At 59.2% G+C, this 14,839-nt stretch carries 17 protein-coding genes; 11 read left to right on the top strand and 6 right to left on the bottom strand.

Going from position 1 to position 14,839, the window contains the following annotated elements:
- Positions 1–61: 61 nt before the first annotated feature.
- The 9 genes from JJJ14_RS12095 to JJJ14_RS12815 all read left to right on the top strand — a co-directional run bounded on the left by JJJ14_RS12095 (position 62) and on the right by JJJ14_RS12815 (position 7,150).
- Positions 62–715 carry a hypothetical protein gene (locus JJJ14_RS12095; RefSeq protein WP_144033427.1) on the top strand — a complete coding sequence of 218 codons (654 nt, stop codon included), beginning with the start codon at positions 62–64 and terminating at the stop codon, positions 713–715.
- Positions 715–915: a hypothetical protein gene (locus tag JJJ14_RS12090; RefSeq protein WP_144033426.1), complete on the top strand. Its 201-nt coding sequence runs from the start codon at positions 715–717 to the stop codon at positions 913–915. Before JJJ14_RS12095 ends, JJJ14_RS12090 begins: the two co-directional genes overlap by 1 nt.
- A 2-nt stretch (positions 916–917) precedes the next feature.
- Complete coding sequence (locus JJJ14_RS12085) at positions 918–1,931, top strand: TOMM precursor leader peptide-binding protein (protein WP_201444271.1); 1,014 nt, start codon at positions 918–920, stop codon at positions 1,929–1,931.
- Positions 1,924–3,264, top strand: coding sequence for a YcaO-like family protein (locus JJJ14_RS12080; protein WP_101559196.1), 1,341 nt, complete (start codon positions 1,924–1,926; stop codon positions 3,262–3,264). Before JJJ14_RS12085 ends, JJJ14_RS12080 begins: the two co-directional genes overlap by 8 nt.
- Before the next feature lie 23 nt (positions 3,265–3,287).
- Positions 3,288–4,097, top strand: coding sequence for a SagB/ThcOx family dehydrogenase (locus JJJ14_RS12775; protein WP_330831695.1), 810 nt, complete (start codon positions 3,288–3,290; stop codon positions 4,095–4,097).
- Between the two features lie 25 nt (positions 4,098–4,122).
- Positions 4,123–5,055: an ABC transporter ATP-binding protein gene (locus tag JJJ14_RS12070; RefSeq protein WP_101559194.1), complete on the top strand. Its 933-nt coding sequence runs from the start codon at positions 4,123–4,125 to the stop codon at positions 5,053–5,055.
- Entirely contained in the window at positions 5,045–5,815 is a 771-nt protein-coding gene (locus tag JJJ14_RS12065; protein WP_201444269.1) for an ABC transporter permease, read from the top strand. The genes JJJ14_RS12070 and JJJ14_RS12065 overlap by 11 nt, the downstream gene beginning before the upstream one ends.
- Complete coding sequence (locus tag JJJ14_RS12060; protein ID WP_180806227.1) at positions 5,731–6,513, top strand: class I SAM-dependent methyltransferase; 783 nt, start codon at positions 5,731–5,733, stop codon at positions 6,511–6,513. The genes JJJ14_RS12065 and JJJ14_RS12060 overlap by 85 nt, the downstream gene beginning before the upstream one ends.
- A gap of 85 nt (positions 6,514–6,598) precedes the next feature.
- Positions 6,599–7,150, top strand: a complete 552-nt coding sequence (locus JJJ14_RS12815) for a CPBP family glutamic-type intramembrane protease (protein ID WP_442859500.1) — start codon at positions 6,599–6,601, stop codon at positions 7,148–7,150.
- A 236-nt stretch (positions 7,151–7,386) separates the two neighbouring features.
- Here the strand turns inward: JJJ14_RS12815 and JJJ14_RS12050 are convergent, their stop codons facing one another.
- The 4 genes from JJJ14_RS12050 to JJJ14_RS12040 all read right to left on the bottom strand — a co-directional run bounded on the left by JJJ14_RS12050 (position 7,387) and on the right by JJJ14_RS12040 (position 9,919).
- Complete coding sequence (locus tag JJJ14_RS12050) at positions 7,387–7,620, bottom strand: hypothetical protein (protein ID WP_236592844.1); 234 nt, start codon at positions 7,618–7,620, stop codon at positions 7,387–7,389.
- Positions 7,621–7,736: 116 nt separating this feature from the next.
- Positions 7,737–7,862: a hypothetical protein gene (locus tag JJJ14_RS12740; protein ID WP_269089883.1), complete on the bottom strand. Its 126-nt coding sequence runs from the start codon at positions 7,860–7,862 to the stop codon at positions 7,737–7,739.
- 30 nt (positions 7,863–7,892) lie between these two features.
- Positions 7,893–8,633 carry an ABC transporter permease gene (locus JJJ14_RS12045; protein ID WP_236592843.1) on the bottom strand — a complete coding sequence of 247 codons (741 nt, stop codon included), beginning with the start codon at positions 8,631–8,633 and terminating at the stop codon, positions 7,893–7,895.
- On the bottom strand, positions 8,633–9,919 hold the full coding sequence (locus JJJ14_RS12040; protein ID WP_236592842.1) for an ABC transporter ATP-binding protein: 1,287 nt from the start codon (positions 9,917–9,919) through the stop codon (positions 8,633–8,635). Before JJJ14_RS12040 ends, JJJ14_RS12045 begins: the two co-directional genes overlap by 1 nt.
- A 415-nt stretch (positions 9,920–10,334) precedes the next feature.
- Here JJJ14_RS12040 and JJJ14_RS12035 point away from each other — a divergent pair, with 415 nt between their 5' ends.
- Together JJJ14_RS12035 and JJJ14_RS12030 are read left to right on the top strand one after the other, a co-directional pair.
- Positions 10,335–11,660, top strand: coding sequence for a sensor histidine kinase (locus JJJ14_RS12035; RefSeq protein WP_233431655.1), 1,326 nt, complete (start codon positions 10,335–10,337; stop codon positions 11,658–11,660).
- 127 nt (positions 11,661–11,787) lie between these two features.
- Positions 11,788–12,522, top strand: coding sequence for a response regulator (locus JJJ14_RS12030; RefSeq protein ID WP_101559189.1), 735 nt, complete (start codon positions 11,788–11,790; stop codon positions 12,520–12,522).
- A gap of 376 nt (positions 12,523–12,898) precedes the next feature.
- Here JJJ14_RS12030 and JJJ14_RS12025 read toward each other — a convergent pair whose 3' ends face one another.
- Entirely contained in the window at positions 12,899–13,567 is a 669-nt protein-coding gene (locus JJJ14_RS12025) for a response regulator transcription factor (protein WP_075378928.1), read from the bottom strand.
- Positions 13,564–14,739 carry a sensor histidine kinase gene (locus JJJ14_RS12020; protein ID WP_201444266.1) on the bottom strand — a complete coding sequence of 392 codons (1,176 nt, stop codon included), beginning with the start codon at positions 14,737–14,739 and terminating at the stop codon, positions 13,564–13,566. The genes JJJ14_RS12025 and JJJ14_RS12020 overlap by 4 nt, the downstream gene beginning before the upstream one ends.
- Positions 14,740–14,839: the final 100 nt, after the last annotated feature.

Raw genomic sequence — 14,839 nt, 5'->3', positions numbered from 1 at the left:
CTCAACAGATACGACGCCTTCGATTCTGCCGAGACCTCGATTTCTCGGTGAGTAGTTCCCCATGGCAATTAAGTACTACGGAAAGCGGTCGTTACTAGGCAAGGTCTTGGCAGCGACATTACCTAATTTGTCTGCGATCGTAATCGATTTGATTGGTCTGAATCGCGAGGAAGCGATTGAGCTCCCGAAAAACGCGCTTCGAAATTCGGCTGCATTAAAGGCGATTCTTCTTTCAGTCGAAAGTGCTGCGAACAGCAAGAACAGCTTAGTTCGATACTACTCCGAACTTGAAAAAGTGGCCCGAAGAGAGTTTGAGAATAATGGTTTAGAAGTTGTCACTATTCTCGCACCGGCGGTCATGGAAGAATTGGGGCCGTATGTCGCCTCGCAGAGAAAAATATTCGGAAGTTATCCAGAAGCTGCCATGCCGTGGTGTTCCGCAACAGATATCGCTCTTAGAATTGCCGACGAAAATCTCTACGACACTGGCGAGGTAATTCGAATCGGTCATACCGTTACTGCAACTGTGGAACAAGTCCTGCGTCGCATAGAAGGAGATTCAGCCATACGTTACGCCTATCACCATCTTCCTCCGGACATTCTTGCGGACTCATATCGACGTCGAAAAATGGATGAACGCGACTCGCAGATCGCAGACCAACTTCCTTATTATCAATACTATGTGGGCACCATAAGTTCGCGAAAGGAAAAGTAATGAACTCCAGCAACATGCAAGGGATGATAACCGGAGTATCCTGTGCTTTCCTAGGCGCGCTGGGGTACTATCTCATCAATCCAAACCTTGCGAAAAGCATATTCGTGGGCGCTATTGGTTTGACCGTGAGTTTGCTCGTGTATGCCGTTATTAAGTTTTCCGGTAGGCGGGAATCGGATAAAAATTCAACGGAGGGGTGAACGTGAAGAAAGAAATCAAGAAATACCATTGGAATCCACTGCTAGTGCTCGAATCCGAAACGCACCAGTTGAGAATACGCAAGGGCGACTCTGTTACAGTACTAACGGAACCGAGTGACGCAACGGCTCTATCACAGATGCGGGAATTTGGGTGGTTTGAAAGTTCGGAATTTTCAGTTTCGGATATGACAAGTTTGCCGGAGGAGATAAAATTCATTCTGGCTAAACTAATTGAAGTGTCTGCTATCCGGGAACTCGGACGGCATGATTCTGTCGCACCTTTAGTTCACGAGATGTGCGCGCGCAGCAACTATCAAGTGAGTGAAAGTGAAGCAACGATGAGGTTGCTGAGTACAAACGTATTTCTGACAGGAGACTCAGACCATCTTTTAACAAGAATATCTGAAGATTTAAAAAATGTTGGCATCGAAGTTAAAAACCTGAAAGTATCAGCAGATGAGTCGTTAACTCAAGCCACAGATACCAACAGCGAAAATGACGCCGAAAACATTGTGATCGCCGCATATCGAGACCTATTCTCGAAGAAAGCACTCGAACACAATGAAGCCATAACCAATAGTCTTCTTCCCGGAAGAACACTGTTTCTTGGTGGATTCGATGGCTCCAGGGCGGTTGTGGGTCCATGGGTCGTTCCAGGCAAAAGTGCGTGCTTGAATTGTTGGACCACTCGTCGTCGCGCTAATTTAGTAGATGTGCCATACGCTGTACGCCCCGGAAGCGTGGACGGAATCAAGGTAGCATCTCCGCATTATCAAACGCGTGCGCAACGTCCTAGTGTCGATCAGGTGATCGCAGCTTTCGTTACCGATATGGTCGCAGAGTACATTGTCCTCGGAAAGTATTCCGCGTCGTCACGACCAGGGAGTTATAGAGTGGTGGAATCCTCGAGGAACGGAATTGTCTTTGAAACACACCACATACTACGTTTGCCAAGATGCGAAGTGTGCGGAAAATCGAGATCTACCGGCTACCCTCAGGTATGGCATCATGGCTGACACGCGCAGGGGCTGGACCTCTCTAAAGGTCGCCGATACCGTCTACAGTCGTTTCGTTTCACCGTTAACCGGAATTGTTAATTCAATTTATAATCAGCTGCATGAGACTGATGACATTCCCGGCTATGCGGTAGGCGCACGTGCTTGTGAAGGGACTGATTTAGTAGGTGCGCCGGTCAACAGTTTGAATGGCGGCGGAGCCCTGAGTTATATCGAGGCAAGAGTTGCCGCAATAGGAGAAACAATTGAACGTTACTCTGCGGCATATGTCCCCGACAATCTAATTGTCGGCGATTATGCATCCGACCTAAACGACGATGCCTTTCGGTATGATTGGAACCTGTTTCATCCGAGACAGTACATAGAGGATCAGTTTCCTTTTGTTCCCATTACTCCCGGATTGCAAATGTCGTGGGCTAAAGGTCGAAATCTTGCTACTGGATCTCAGGTCGCTGTTCCTGCAGATCTTGTTTATTTAAGTCCATTGCCCCGACGAAATGCAACAGTCGGCTATTCCACAAGCAATGGTCTTGCTTGTGGTCTGACGGAAACTGAGGCTTTAGTCTCGGCAATATTTGAGGCCTTTGAGCGCCACGCTTTCGTGTTGACTTGGCATGCAAGTTTGACTCCGCCAAGAGTCGATGGAGACAGGCTGCTAGGCGGCACTCAGTTCTGGCAACAACATGTGAAGCCAACAGGGTTAGATGTCAGACTGTTTGCTCTGTCGGAACTTGTCGGCGTCCCTACGGTTCTGGCAGTGGTCCTTAATACGAAAACGGAGTCGGCACCAATTGCGTTTGGCGCAGCGTCGGCTGCATCCATCGCTACTGCTTGCCGTAAGGCAATCGTAGAAGCCTTTCAAACTAGAGTTTGGATTAAAGCCGAGCAGCGTTCGGGTAACACTCTCAGATTTGATGGAAACTGGGCTTCCAACATTAATAGTTTTGATGACCACGTTCGACTGTTTGCAGGACCTGACTCCGAACAACTCTGGGAAGCGATCCATTTCTTGACAGAGGCTGATCGGTTTGAAACCTGCCCTACGAACTTCGACTTCAAACCGAAACTTACTCCTGCGGAGACGCTAGATTCGCTGCTGAAGGTTGCGTGTTCCCGAAACATCGAACTGTTTGCGGTAGACGTTACTTCGCCCGACGTCAAGGAAGAGGGGGTCGTGGTTATGAAGGTGGTTTCACCACAACTTGCGCAACTTGATGCGACGTACTTAGGTCGCTTTCTTGGGAATCCTTCGTTTTATGGCCCACTGCCATGGGGAAACCAGAACAGCCGAGGTTTCGACGACCTTAATCTCGTCCCACATCCATTTCCTTAAGCCCAAGAGAGAGGTTGTCCGATATGGACGGATCGACTATTCATGGAGCGAACTTAACAACGATCGTTTACGGAGCGGATGTTCCGAGTTCACAGGATTGTTCTGAGGTCTGGTTTGAGGCTTCTAAGATCTATAATGAATCAATGGGCTGGGACTGTCCTGGAGTTCAAGCGTTGCAGAGCTCGCCCGAGTTGAGGGTAATTTCCTCACGTGGAGCCAAGAGTTTCGATAATCTTGCTCGAATAGACCTGGGGAGCCCAAGATGCCCAGCTTCATCGCTAGAGTCAGCGTTACTCGGGCGGCGCTCAGCTGACATTTTTACTGGAACGATGACGGAAAGTGAGTTGAGCGGGCTTCTTCGTTACGGTGCAGGTATGACAGACGTCGCTGGACAGCAAAGTCACTTGCGTACCGTACCTTCAGCAGGAGCGCTACATCCACTCGACCTCTTTGTGTATGTCCGAAATGTTAGCGGGGTTGAGGAAGGAGTATATTATTATCTCCCGCAAGAGGATAGAGTTGTTCTAGTAGCCGGGAGTATCGACGAAGCAGTGGCAGATTCCTTTTTTAATGCGACCGGCAGCGCTGAAAGTGCCGTAATCTTTTTCTTGGCTGCTTCATTTTGGCGCTCGAGATTCAAGTACGGTCACCGTGGGATGCGTTTTTGCCTTATGGAGTCCGGTCACCTGGCACAAAATTTATTGTTGTTGGCGTCCGCCTATGACCTACCTGCACGCGCTTTAGGCGGGTTCGTTGATTGTGAGCTCAACGAATTGATTCCGACGCTCAACGGCGTCGATACAGCTTTGCTTTACGCGCTGGCTGTCGGATGATCCGATGGAAGGGACTTTGTAGGTAATGTTGAGTTCTGGGTCTGTTGTCCTATCAGTTCGAGGCGTTTCCAAATGTTTTCGAGACTTTTCGGCAGTTTCCGACGTCAGTTTTGACGTGAATTCCGGCAGTATTGTAGGGGTTCTGGGACGCAATGGCGCAGGTAAGTCTACTCTAGTGTCGATGTTGTCAGGCTTAAGCAAGCCTACTGCAGGCACCGTCCGAGTTTTGGGTGGAGACCCCCAGCAACCGCGAGTTCGACAACATCTCGGGGTTGTTCCTCAGGAGGTTTCTCTGCCAGGTAATCTTACCGGCAATGAGATAGCTGAGTTTGTTTCCGCCCATTATATGAATGAGGATTCTGCAGACGGTTCCGTCAACGTGGATAGGTTTCGTGAGGTGTTCCGAACTTGGAACTTAGAGGAGTTTAGTCATAAGAAGATTAAGCATCTCTCAGGTGGCCAAAAACGCAGAATCGCTGTCGGATTGGCTTTTGTTGGCAATCCCCTGCTCGCTATTCTAGATGAACCGACGACAGGGCTGGATCCGGAAGCTCGACGGACTATGTGGAACCAGATCCAGGCAGCGGCGGGAGAAGGCGTGACTGTGGTGATTACGTCTCATTATCTAGACGAGATCGAATACCTAAGTAGTCGAATTTTACTACTCGACGGCGGCGCTCTGATCGAGGACCGTCCTGCCGAAGATTTTCTGGCAATGCAGAAGAGTGCAACGGTTACTTTCGTTTCTTCAGCATCGACAGTAGAAATTTCGAACCTGGCAGGAGCAACGACGGATATAAGCTCAGCTAACGGTATTTATACTGTTAGAACGGCGGATTCTGACAGGTTTATAAAACGTCTGGTGCAATCAAGTTTGCAGTTTACGGATTTGAGGGTGCGTGGATGGAGTCTAGAGGACGTCTTTCTGGAGAAGTTGGAGAGTTCGCATGGAAACTGAACGAGTACCTGACCGCTCTGCTTCTCAGTTAAAGGTACTGATCGCACATCTGCGACTAGTGCTGATTGATACCTTTCGAGATCCTGCCGCTTTGATAGGAAACATAATTATTCCGACGGTGTGTTTTGTCTTCTTCGTCTTACCTAACCGCGATGTTGTCAATTCTGAAGTTGCGTCCACGGAAGCGGTACTACAGCTGACGAGCATGCTGGGCTTTTCGACCTGCCTGTTTGGATACTCTGCTTCGGTTGCTCAGGATCGAGAAAGTGGTTTTGGAGTTTATCTTCGCACCCTGCCCGTAGGAATTGCTCCACGGTTTATCGCTATAGCAGTGGGAGCCATTTCTGTTACCATTGTGGGGCTGGTTTTTCTTTGGATCATGGCGCTGTTCTTCACCGCAGCCTCATTGACTGCGAGTCTTTTTGCTGGTTTTCTAGGCCTTGCGGTTACTATGATTACCTGGAGCCTTTTTGGTGCTTCGTTGGGGCAGATATTTAGTGTGAAGACCGTAATCACGGTTGCTCAGCTGCTGTTCCTGGTTCTCGCTTTTGGTGGGGGAATGTTGGTCGATCCCAGGTACATGCCTGATTCCCTTAATGCCATTAGTCGTTATCTTCCTTCTCGCGCTTCCAGGGATATTGTTATTGAGCTGGGTGCTGGCGAGGATCTTCAGGTGTGGACAATAGTTTCGGCCGCATTCTGGCTGCTTTGCTTTGGAATAACGATGTTGTTCACTGTTCGTTTGGCAAAACGCCGGTAGGCTCGCGGGATAACATGATGGCGCAGAATGGTTACGTGATGGGTCATGAAGAGGGTTGTGAGTTAGATGCTGTTTTACAGTACGACTACTTCACGTCCCTACGGTATGCGCATTATGTGCAGAAAAGGTTGAAATTAAATTCGGATGAGCGAAGCCTAAGCCTCCTGGACGCCGGTTGCCAGTTGGCGTCTTTAGGGCGCTTGTTGGAAGGCACAAACTATTTGTATAGTGGATTGGACATAGATGCAGATGTTATCCGTAAAGTTAGAAAAGCGCTGCCGGATGCGGTTTTTTATCTAGGTGATATTGGCGAATCATTTGCCGGTTATACAGGCGCATACGACTTCGTTGTCTGTAGTCTGGTTCTCGGATTATTAAATGAGCCTGAAAGAGCTTGTAGAAATCTTCTTGAGGCGACGAAGGCCGGGGGGGAGTTGCTGATTATCGACATGCTGAATGATTCGCAGCTTAACGATATTCCCCAATACTCCCTGGAGTCTTATGTTGAAGACCAGGTAGACGCGTCTCTGGGGTGGGCTGAGGTAGAGGAGTTAGCGAGAAGGTTTACTGAATGCAGGCGGGATTGCAAAGTGTCGCTCCGCCGCTTGTTCGACGACGGAGTTCGTATTAGCGATGACCGCCAATCGGGAGTGGAAGAATCCTATGGGGTCTGGGTATTCGAGATTCATGTAGTTTAGAGTAATAAATGCGATGCTGTAAAAAGGGGGAGCAGTGCGTAGTTTAGGGATAGTGGCCTCTCGCTTTCCGCTGCGTGGTTCATTAATGCGAGTTATGCGTATAGCCCATGTTTCCTCATCCTTTCTTGTTCCCTTAGTTATGCGGAAAATGGCTGTCAGCAATCGTGCGTGTTATTATGATATTCCGACGGTGACTTTGGGTGCAGTTGCGCTCTCTAGGGTTCACGGACGTGTGGGTATGCGATGGGGGGTTTCTAAGTCGTTGGTTGTTGAGGTGGTTGGAGGACTGTGTGTGGGCTTCGTATACCATACTGCCAGCGTTGTCGTTATTTCGAGGAGACTCCCGCATTATTCTGCACGTTCGTTTGATCGTTGGCTTCTGCCTACTGCCATCTCGGAAGAGATCATCTGGCGGCTGAATAAGGGTGCTTCACAGAAGTCTGTGCACTTATTGGACTCTGTGTTGTTTGGTGTTATTCATTTTTCGGTTGGGGGATGGAAAAGTGTCGCACATATGTCGACATTTGGGCTTATAGCAGACGCCTGTGCGCGGAAAATAGGGTTTGCGTCGGCAATTAGTTTTCATGTCGGATATAATGTAGCTCGCGAATTCGATTCGAGAGCTAGCGGTTCGTGAATGTGGGTAATTTGGCGTTGCGCTTTTTCGGTGTTTTAATTGGGGTGCGTGGTGTTTCTCGGACTGGGGGGCGACAGCTCCCGGTAGGGTGTCCGTTGACGGTGACCTTGCCACCGGTGGGCTTGTCCAGGCCCAGGATCGTGCGCATTGTGGTGGGCTTACCGACCCCCTGGCCCCGGGGTGTGCCCGAACCCTATAAATTTTCGTAACACGACCACTTGAAGCGCGCCGCCGGTTCAGCGGGCGACGAGGGCCAGTAGGCTCCACAGGGCGGCGCCCACGCCTGCGACGGCGGCCAGGAGAGGAAGCATGCTCGCTGCGTCCAGCTTTCCTGCCGTCGACATGGCCGACGATCCCAGGGCCAGGGTCTTGCTGAGGATGCCCTGTGGGACGGCGTAGGCCAGGGGCTTCTTACCTGACTCGTGACACCTTAGTGCCCCGAAACGACCACCCCACCCCCAGAATCCCAACGAAAAACCCCACTCTGAAACACAAACCACCCCAACCTGTGTAACTCAGGGGGCGGGCTGGGCGAAGTCGGCACCATGGGGCATGGCGGAAGCGTTGACGGGAGTGCTCACGGGCATCACCTCTCGATCCGGTCGAACCGGCGGGTTGCGACAGTGAGGACGGCAGCGGTCAGGACGAGAAAGCCCGCGATCCAGCCCATGGTGACCTGGACGTACTCGTGGACGCCGTGGCGGTCCACCATGGAGACCTTGGCGGGTGTGATGACGGCGTATTAGCCCCAGGGCAGCAGGCGCGCCAGCGCTGGTGGGGCGAGCATCATGTAGACCCCGACGAAGCCTCCCAGAAGCCCCGCGCTCATGACGACCAGCTGGTTCTCCACCGTGGCCGCGAGCCACAGGTGATAGGCGCACATCGTCGTGTTGACCACGGCGAGCAGAAGCGTGTAGTTGACCCAGGGACCAACGTCGAGCGGGAGGGAGAGTCCCACCGTCCGCGCCACGAAGATGAGGGCGGCACTCTGAACGACGGCCGCGGGAACGATGAGGAGCGTCAGCGCGGCGAGCTTGACTCGGCACAGGGCACCGGGCGTCAGGCCCGACGTCGCCGCAAGGTTCCACCCGGCCCCGCTGTGCTCGATGTCGGTCTGCCGGCTGGCGAGGACTGCCACGAAGACCGGCTGTGTCAGGGCGTTGAACAGGGCCATGGCCAGCAGGAGGGCCGCCCACGGCTTGGCGGCCGGGTCGTCGAAGGAGTTGATCGTCGACTGGCTGAACAGGTTGATGCTGCTCAGCGCCACCGAGGCGATGACGAGCAGCGCGGTCACCAGCAGCACCCGCAGGCGGCGCATCTTGAGGATCTCGACGCCCACCGACGTGAGGAAACCGGGCGCCGCAGACGTCCGGGTGCTGTGGGAGCCGCGCGCCGACGGAGCAGGTCTCGCCGAGCCGGCGGTCTCGGCCGCGGTGGGGGACTGGGAGGGGGCGGGTACTGACGAGAGCGCGACGCCGGTCATCACAGCACACCTCCCCGGCCGGTGAGGTCCATGAAGACGTCCTCGAGGCTCTGGGCCTCGCGGCGCACCTCGTGCAGCTCGACTCCGGCGGCGGCCAGTCGGCCGATGAGCTCGGCGACCGCTTTCTTCGACATCCCAGGGATGCGCACACCCTGTGCCGTGAGCACCGGGCCGGCGATAGGGACGCTGGCAGCGCCACCGACCGCTCCGGGCGCTCCGGCCGTCGTCGACACCGCCTGGCCGGGAGTCTGCGCCGGCACGAGCCCGGCCAGGATCTGCGGGTCCAGGACGGCCTGCGGTGTCGGGGTGACGATGAGGATGTCCGGCACCGAGTGTTCCATGAGCTCGGAGTGCGTGCCCTGGAAGACGAGGCGGCCGCCCGACAGGATGCCGAGTGTGGAGGCCATGCGGTCGATCTCGTCGAGCAGGTGGCTGGAGACCATGACGGTGATGCCCTCGCCGGCGAGCTCAATCAGCAGGCGGCGCACCTCCTCGATGCCGGCCGGGTCCAGGCCGTTGGTGGGCTCGTCGAGGATGAGCAGCTCGGGTTCGCGGGCCAGCGCCAGGGCGATCCCGAGGCGCTGCTTCATGCCCATGGAGTAGGTGCGCACCAGGCGGTCCTTGTGCTCGGTCAGGCGCACCAGTGCCAGTGCGCGGCTGACCTGCTGGTCGCTCAGGCCCTGCATCTTCGCCGCGATCCGCATGTTCTCGGCCTCCGTGAGATGGCCGTAGCCGGGCGGGTTCTCGATCATGGAGCCGGTGCGCGACATGATCTGTCCGCGCGTGCCCGGGGTGAAGGGCCGCCCGAGCTTGCTGATCTGCCCGCGGGTGGGAGCCAGGAGCCCCAGCAGCATCTTCATAGTGGTCGACTTGCCCGAGCCGTTGGGTCCGAGGAATCCGTAGACGGCCCCGCGCGGCACCACGAGGTTCAGCCCCTCGACGACGGTGCGCTTGCCGAAGGACTTGGTGAGGTCGTGAGTCAGGACGACGGCGTTGTCGACGGCTCCGGCGAGCGCTGTGCCGACCTGCGGGAGGGGAGCCGCCAGGGCGGGCGCTGACGCTGGGGAGACGACGCCGGGCACAGCGCCGGTGGGAAGACGGTTGGGGGGCGGTGCGTCGTCGAGGCTCAGCCGAGGGAAGGGCTGCTGGACGGCCTGAGGCGGGTGAGCCGGCTGAGCGGGAGCGGCCTGGGGCTGAGGGCCGGCCGGCGGCGCCGGTATGCCGGTCGGCGACGGCGCCTGGAGAGGTGTCGATGGAGCCGGTGGAAAGCGGTGTGAAGTCGTCATGGGATCAAGCCTGCTTGCGCCGAGCCGGGCGATCATCAGCCCGTGGTCTGCTTCCGGAGCGGGCCCGCAGGCCCGGCTCATACCCGGGTATGAAATCCCAGCCGCGGCCTCTGGGACGCGCGGCCGCGACGGTACGGTTCAGGCATGACAAAACGGCGAGGCGGCGAGGCTGAGCAGGCGGGAACGGTGGCGATAGCGCCGACGTCGGCCGGGCGCGTGCTGCCGGCGGGCCCGATCCCGGCCGCCTGGCGCGAGCCGCGGTCGGGTCCGTGGACGACGGTGCCCGACGTCGTCATTGCCCTCGCCTTTTTCTTCCTGTCCCTCATCGGTCGGCCGGAGGTGGAGTCCGGGATCACTCAGGGGGGGGGCAGCGCCGGCGCTCTACCTCCTCCTGCTGGGAGTCTGCGCCCTGGCCATGGTGGTGAGGCGCCACTCCCCGCTGCTCTTCGTCCTGGTGGCTGGCGTCTGCTTGACCGCCCATCTGGTGCTGTTCACGGAGTTCTCCATCTTCTTCATCCTCACTGGGCTCATCGCGGTGGAGACGACCCAGTCCCGTCTGGAGGCGCCGTGGCGGTGGGTGGGGCTCGTCCTCGAGCTGGTGGGGGCGGCTGTGGCGACGACGCGGGCGCACGGCCTCATCGGTGACCAGGTTCATGCCGGTGCCGGACGGCTGATTCTCCTCACCAATGCCTGGCTGGTGGTGGCGGTGGCCGCATTCGTCGGCGCCGCACGGCGCCGCAGCCGCGACCGCTACAACCAGGCCTTCGAGCGGGCCACGGTGCTTGAGGCGCAGCAGGCCACCGAGCGGCGCCTCGCGGTCATCGAGACCCAGCAGCGCATCGCCCGCGACGTCCATGACCTGCTGGGCCACAGTCTCACCGTCATCGCCATGCAGGCCGAGGGCGCCCGCGCCATCCTGGTCACTGACCCGGCCGCCGCCGACGAGGCCCTGGCCGTCATCGGGGAGACCTCCCGCCGCTCCGTGGACGAGGTGCACGCCCTGGTCGACATGCTGCGCTTCGACGCCGGTGCTGCCGATGTCGATGCGGCCGCCGCGCCCGGTTCCGGCTCCGCTGCTGGTAGGGACTCTGTTGCCGGTGCTGCCGGTGTGGGCGGTCCCGCTGCTGCCGGCCGTCCCACCGGTGGTACCGGCGGCGGGGCTGCCGGCACTGTTGACGCCGGAGCCGAGGACGGTGCCGGAACCGGAGAGGCGACGTCGGGCCAGCACGTGGAGCTCCTGCGCGAGCCGCTGCGCCAGGCGCAGCGGGCGGGACTGCCCGTCACCCTGGAGACCGAACCGATCGGCCAGATTCCGCCGGCAGCGGAGCACGTCCTCCACCGGGTGGCCCAGGAGTCGCTGACCAACGTCGTGCGACACGCCCCCGGAGCGGCCACGACCGTCTCGCTGCGCACCGAGATGGGCCGCGTCGCCCTCGTCGTCAAGAACGCCCCGGCCCCGGGGGCGCCAACGGGAGACGCGGTCCCTGCGTCGAGGAACGACGACCGTTCGTGTCTCGCGGGCGCAGGGGAACAGGCGGATGCGGCCCCTGCGGGGCCACCGCACGAGTCGGCCACGGTGTCCCGCCCCGTGGTGCGCCCATCCGCGAGTCTGAAGCACCGCGGCTTCGGCATCATCGGCATGCGCGACCGGGTCGCCGACCTCGGCGGCTCCTTCACCGCCGGGCCCACCCCCGAGGGTGGATGGCGGGTGAGGGCGGAGCTCCCCACGTCCCCTGAGTGAGGGCCAATCACTCTGATATGGCGAACCTCGCAGGGCGTCGTCGGCACTTCATCAGGACAAAACCGCACCGGCCGAACCGGAAGGGCGGATACTTCCGGTGAGTTGCCGTCAAGAAGGGGAGGCGCCTGTGATCCGCCTGGGTCTGGCTGACGACGAGCCACTGCACATCATGGGCCTGGCCACGCTGCTGGGGGCGCAGCCGGACCTGGAGATCATCTGGCGGGCCGCCGACGGCAAGGAAGCGCTCGCGCGCAACGCCGCCGACCCGGCCGATGTCCTCCTCCTCGACGTGCAGATGCCGGGCCTGAGCGGCCCGGCCACCACCCGCGAGCTCATGGCCCGCGGCGCGACCGGCAGAGTCGTCATCCTGACCGCCTCCGACACCGACGCCCCCGTCATGGACGCCATCGAGGCCGGTGCCTCCGGCCTCCTGCTCACAAGCACCCCACCCCAGGAGCTCGCCGCCGCGATCCGTACCGTCCACGACGGCAGCTCCGTCATCTCCCCGGGGCCCACACGCCGGCTGCTCACCGCCGCGCGCACCGGCCACGTCAGTGGTGTACGGGCCAGGGAGGGGGCCGGGCGCCACGCCTCCCAGGACTCAGTCGAGGCACTCCGGGCCGCCGAGGCCTCCCAGCAGATCGCGGGCCTGACCCAGCGCGAGCGCGAAATCCTGGCGCTCATCGCCCTGGGCCTGAGCAACCAGCAGATCTGCGACCGGAAGTGGCTGTCCATGCCCTCGGTCAAGACCCACGTGAGCCACCTGCTGTCCAAGACCGGCTGCCGAGATCGGGTTCAGCTGGTGCTGCTGGCCCTGCGCGGCGGCGTCATCGACCCCGCCGACGTCTTAGGCGGGGACTGAACCCGCGCATGCCCTGTGAATCAGCCGTCCGGGGCCGCTTCGTGTCACTGCGGGCGACTTTTAGAGCCGATCTGCTCCTCGCTCCTCCGCGGCTTGTGAGCGTATGCCCAGGTCAGGACGGTTTGCTGGTTGCCGCGGGGTACCTAAGGCCGGGGAAAAGTCGCCAAACGTGACAGTTTTCCTCATCGAGGAGCCGTCCGGGAACTCGCGCGCCGCCTCAGCGGCTCTGGGGCTGCACCAGGACGGCCACGGTGCGCGCCGGCACCGAGATCGTCCCGCCTCATCGACAGGACAGGTCATGATTGAGGCCGCACTGCGCCGCCTCCTCCCTGTGTTGGAGGCAAGGCGGTCGTTGAGATGAGGCCGATCGCGGGCATTAACCGCTGATACCCCGCTTGTGCGCCTCGACGACGATCTCGAGCCTGCTGCGCACGTCCATTTTCCGCATGATGGAGGAGACGTAGGTTTTCACGGTGGTCTCAGCGACGTTCATCTCGCGCGCGATCTGATGGTTCGTGTGGGCCTGGCACAGGAGGTGAAGCACCTGCTGCTCGCGGCCGGACAGGTCCAGGTCAGCGATCGTGCCGACGTTGGGGATCTGGCCGTGGATGTATCGCTCCAGGACCCGCTTCGTCGGACCGGGTGAGAGAACCTTGCCGCCGGCGTGGATGGTGCGGATCACTCCCGCGATCTCCGACGAGTGCGTCGTCTTGAGCAGAAAACCGGAGGCCCCGGCGGCAATCCCGCCATCGAGGAAGGTGTCCTCGTCAAAGGTGGTGAGCAGGAGGACGCGGGTCCTCTCGCTGGTCTTCCGAATCCGGGAAGTGGCCTCCACGCCATCGAGCACGGGCATCTGGATGTCCATCAGTGCGACGTCGACGGTGCGTTCGTGGACGAGGGCGACTGCCTCGGCGCCGTTGTCCGCGGTGGCGATGACGTCGATGTCCGGTTCCGAGTCGAGGATCGAGGACAGCGTCTCACGCACGATGGCGTCGTCATCGACGACGATGACTCGGATCGTTCCGGCTGGGTTCTGCTGCGTCACGGGGTGTCCTTGGGTGTGAGGGGGAGGGTGGTGTGGAGGATCCATTGGTGGGCGGTGGGGGTGATGGTGGTGGTGCCTCCTAGGGCTCGGCTGCGTTCTTGGATGCCGAGGAGGCCCAGTCCGGAGGAGAGCTGTTGGTCGTGGTGGTGGTTGGCCAGGGGGTTGATGACGAGGAGCTCGGCGTGGGTGTCGGTGATGTCGAGCTGGATGGTGCACTGGGCGTCGGGGGCGGCGTGCTTGATCATGTTGGCGGTGGACTCGTGGAGGATGTGAGTCAGGGTGGTGGTCAGGGTGGGGGACAGGGTGGTGAGGTCTCCTTCGTGGGTGATGGTGGTGTGTAGTCCGGCGGTGGTCAGGTCGTGCTGGGTCTGGGTCAGGGCGGTGTGCAGGTTGGCGGTGGGGGTGGGGTCCAGTGGGGTGTTGGTGTCCTGTCGTAGGAGGCGGAGCATGGTGCGTAGGTCGGTGACGGATTGTCGTCCGGTGGTGATGATGTCGTCCAGGGCGGTGGTGGTCTGGTGGTGGTCGTGGGGGTTGTTGCGGGCGTTCTGGGCGAGTAGGACGATGTGGGTGTTGGCGCGGGCGAGGGTGTCGTGGAGCTCGCGTGCGATGAGGGCTCGTTGGTTGTGGAGGGCCTCGATGCGGGTGGCCTCGGCCTTGGCCAGGCTCGTGTCTGTCCGGCGCAGCACAACAACTATCCCGAAGCAGACGGTCGTGAAGATGGTGAGCTGTTGCAGGTGCGGCCCTACCTCCTGACCCATGAGCCAGGCGACCAGGTTCGTGCAGACGAGGGTGAGCAGGGCGAGGAAGAGCTGAAGGTAGAGGCGTCGGTACATGAGGTGGCCGATTGCGAACCAGGTGGCCACCGTGGCGCCGGTGAGCTGAGAGGTCAAGATGTTGTACGCCTCGCTCGGGACGATGACCGTGACGGCCGTCCACGGGAAGCGGGGTACCAGCAGCAATGCAGCCGAGGCGAGGAAACCCAGGAACTGGTTGGTGTGTAAGCCGGACAGGCGCGCGTCGAGGATCGAGAGGGCGACATTGATCGTCGTCAGGGTGTACAACCCCCAGTTGGCGCTCCAAGCCGCCCGCAGGCGGGTGTAGGCGTGGCTCAGCGTGGGCGACGACAGATACGGCACCAGTGATCCCCCGGTGCCGTCAGTGTGCACAGGCATCAGTTCAGTCCTCCCAATGAAGGGGCCTACACAGAGCATTTAACACGTATTTCGGGCTCAGGTTGGCGATACGAGTGGCCGACTTCAGCTCGGCTCCTTC

This window comes from Actinomyces sp. HMT 175 (genome assembly GCF_016694895.1).
Lineage (GTDB): Bacteria > Actinomycetota > Actinomycetes > Actinomycetales > Actinomycetaceae > Actinomyces > Actinomyces oris.
This window is presented reverse-complemented; position numbering and strand designations above follow the sequence as displayed.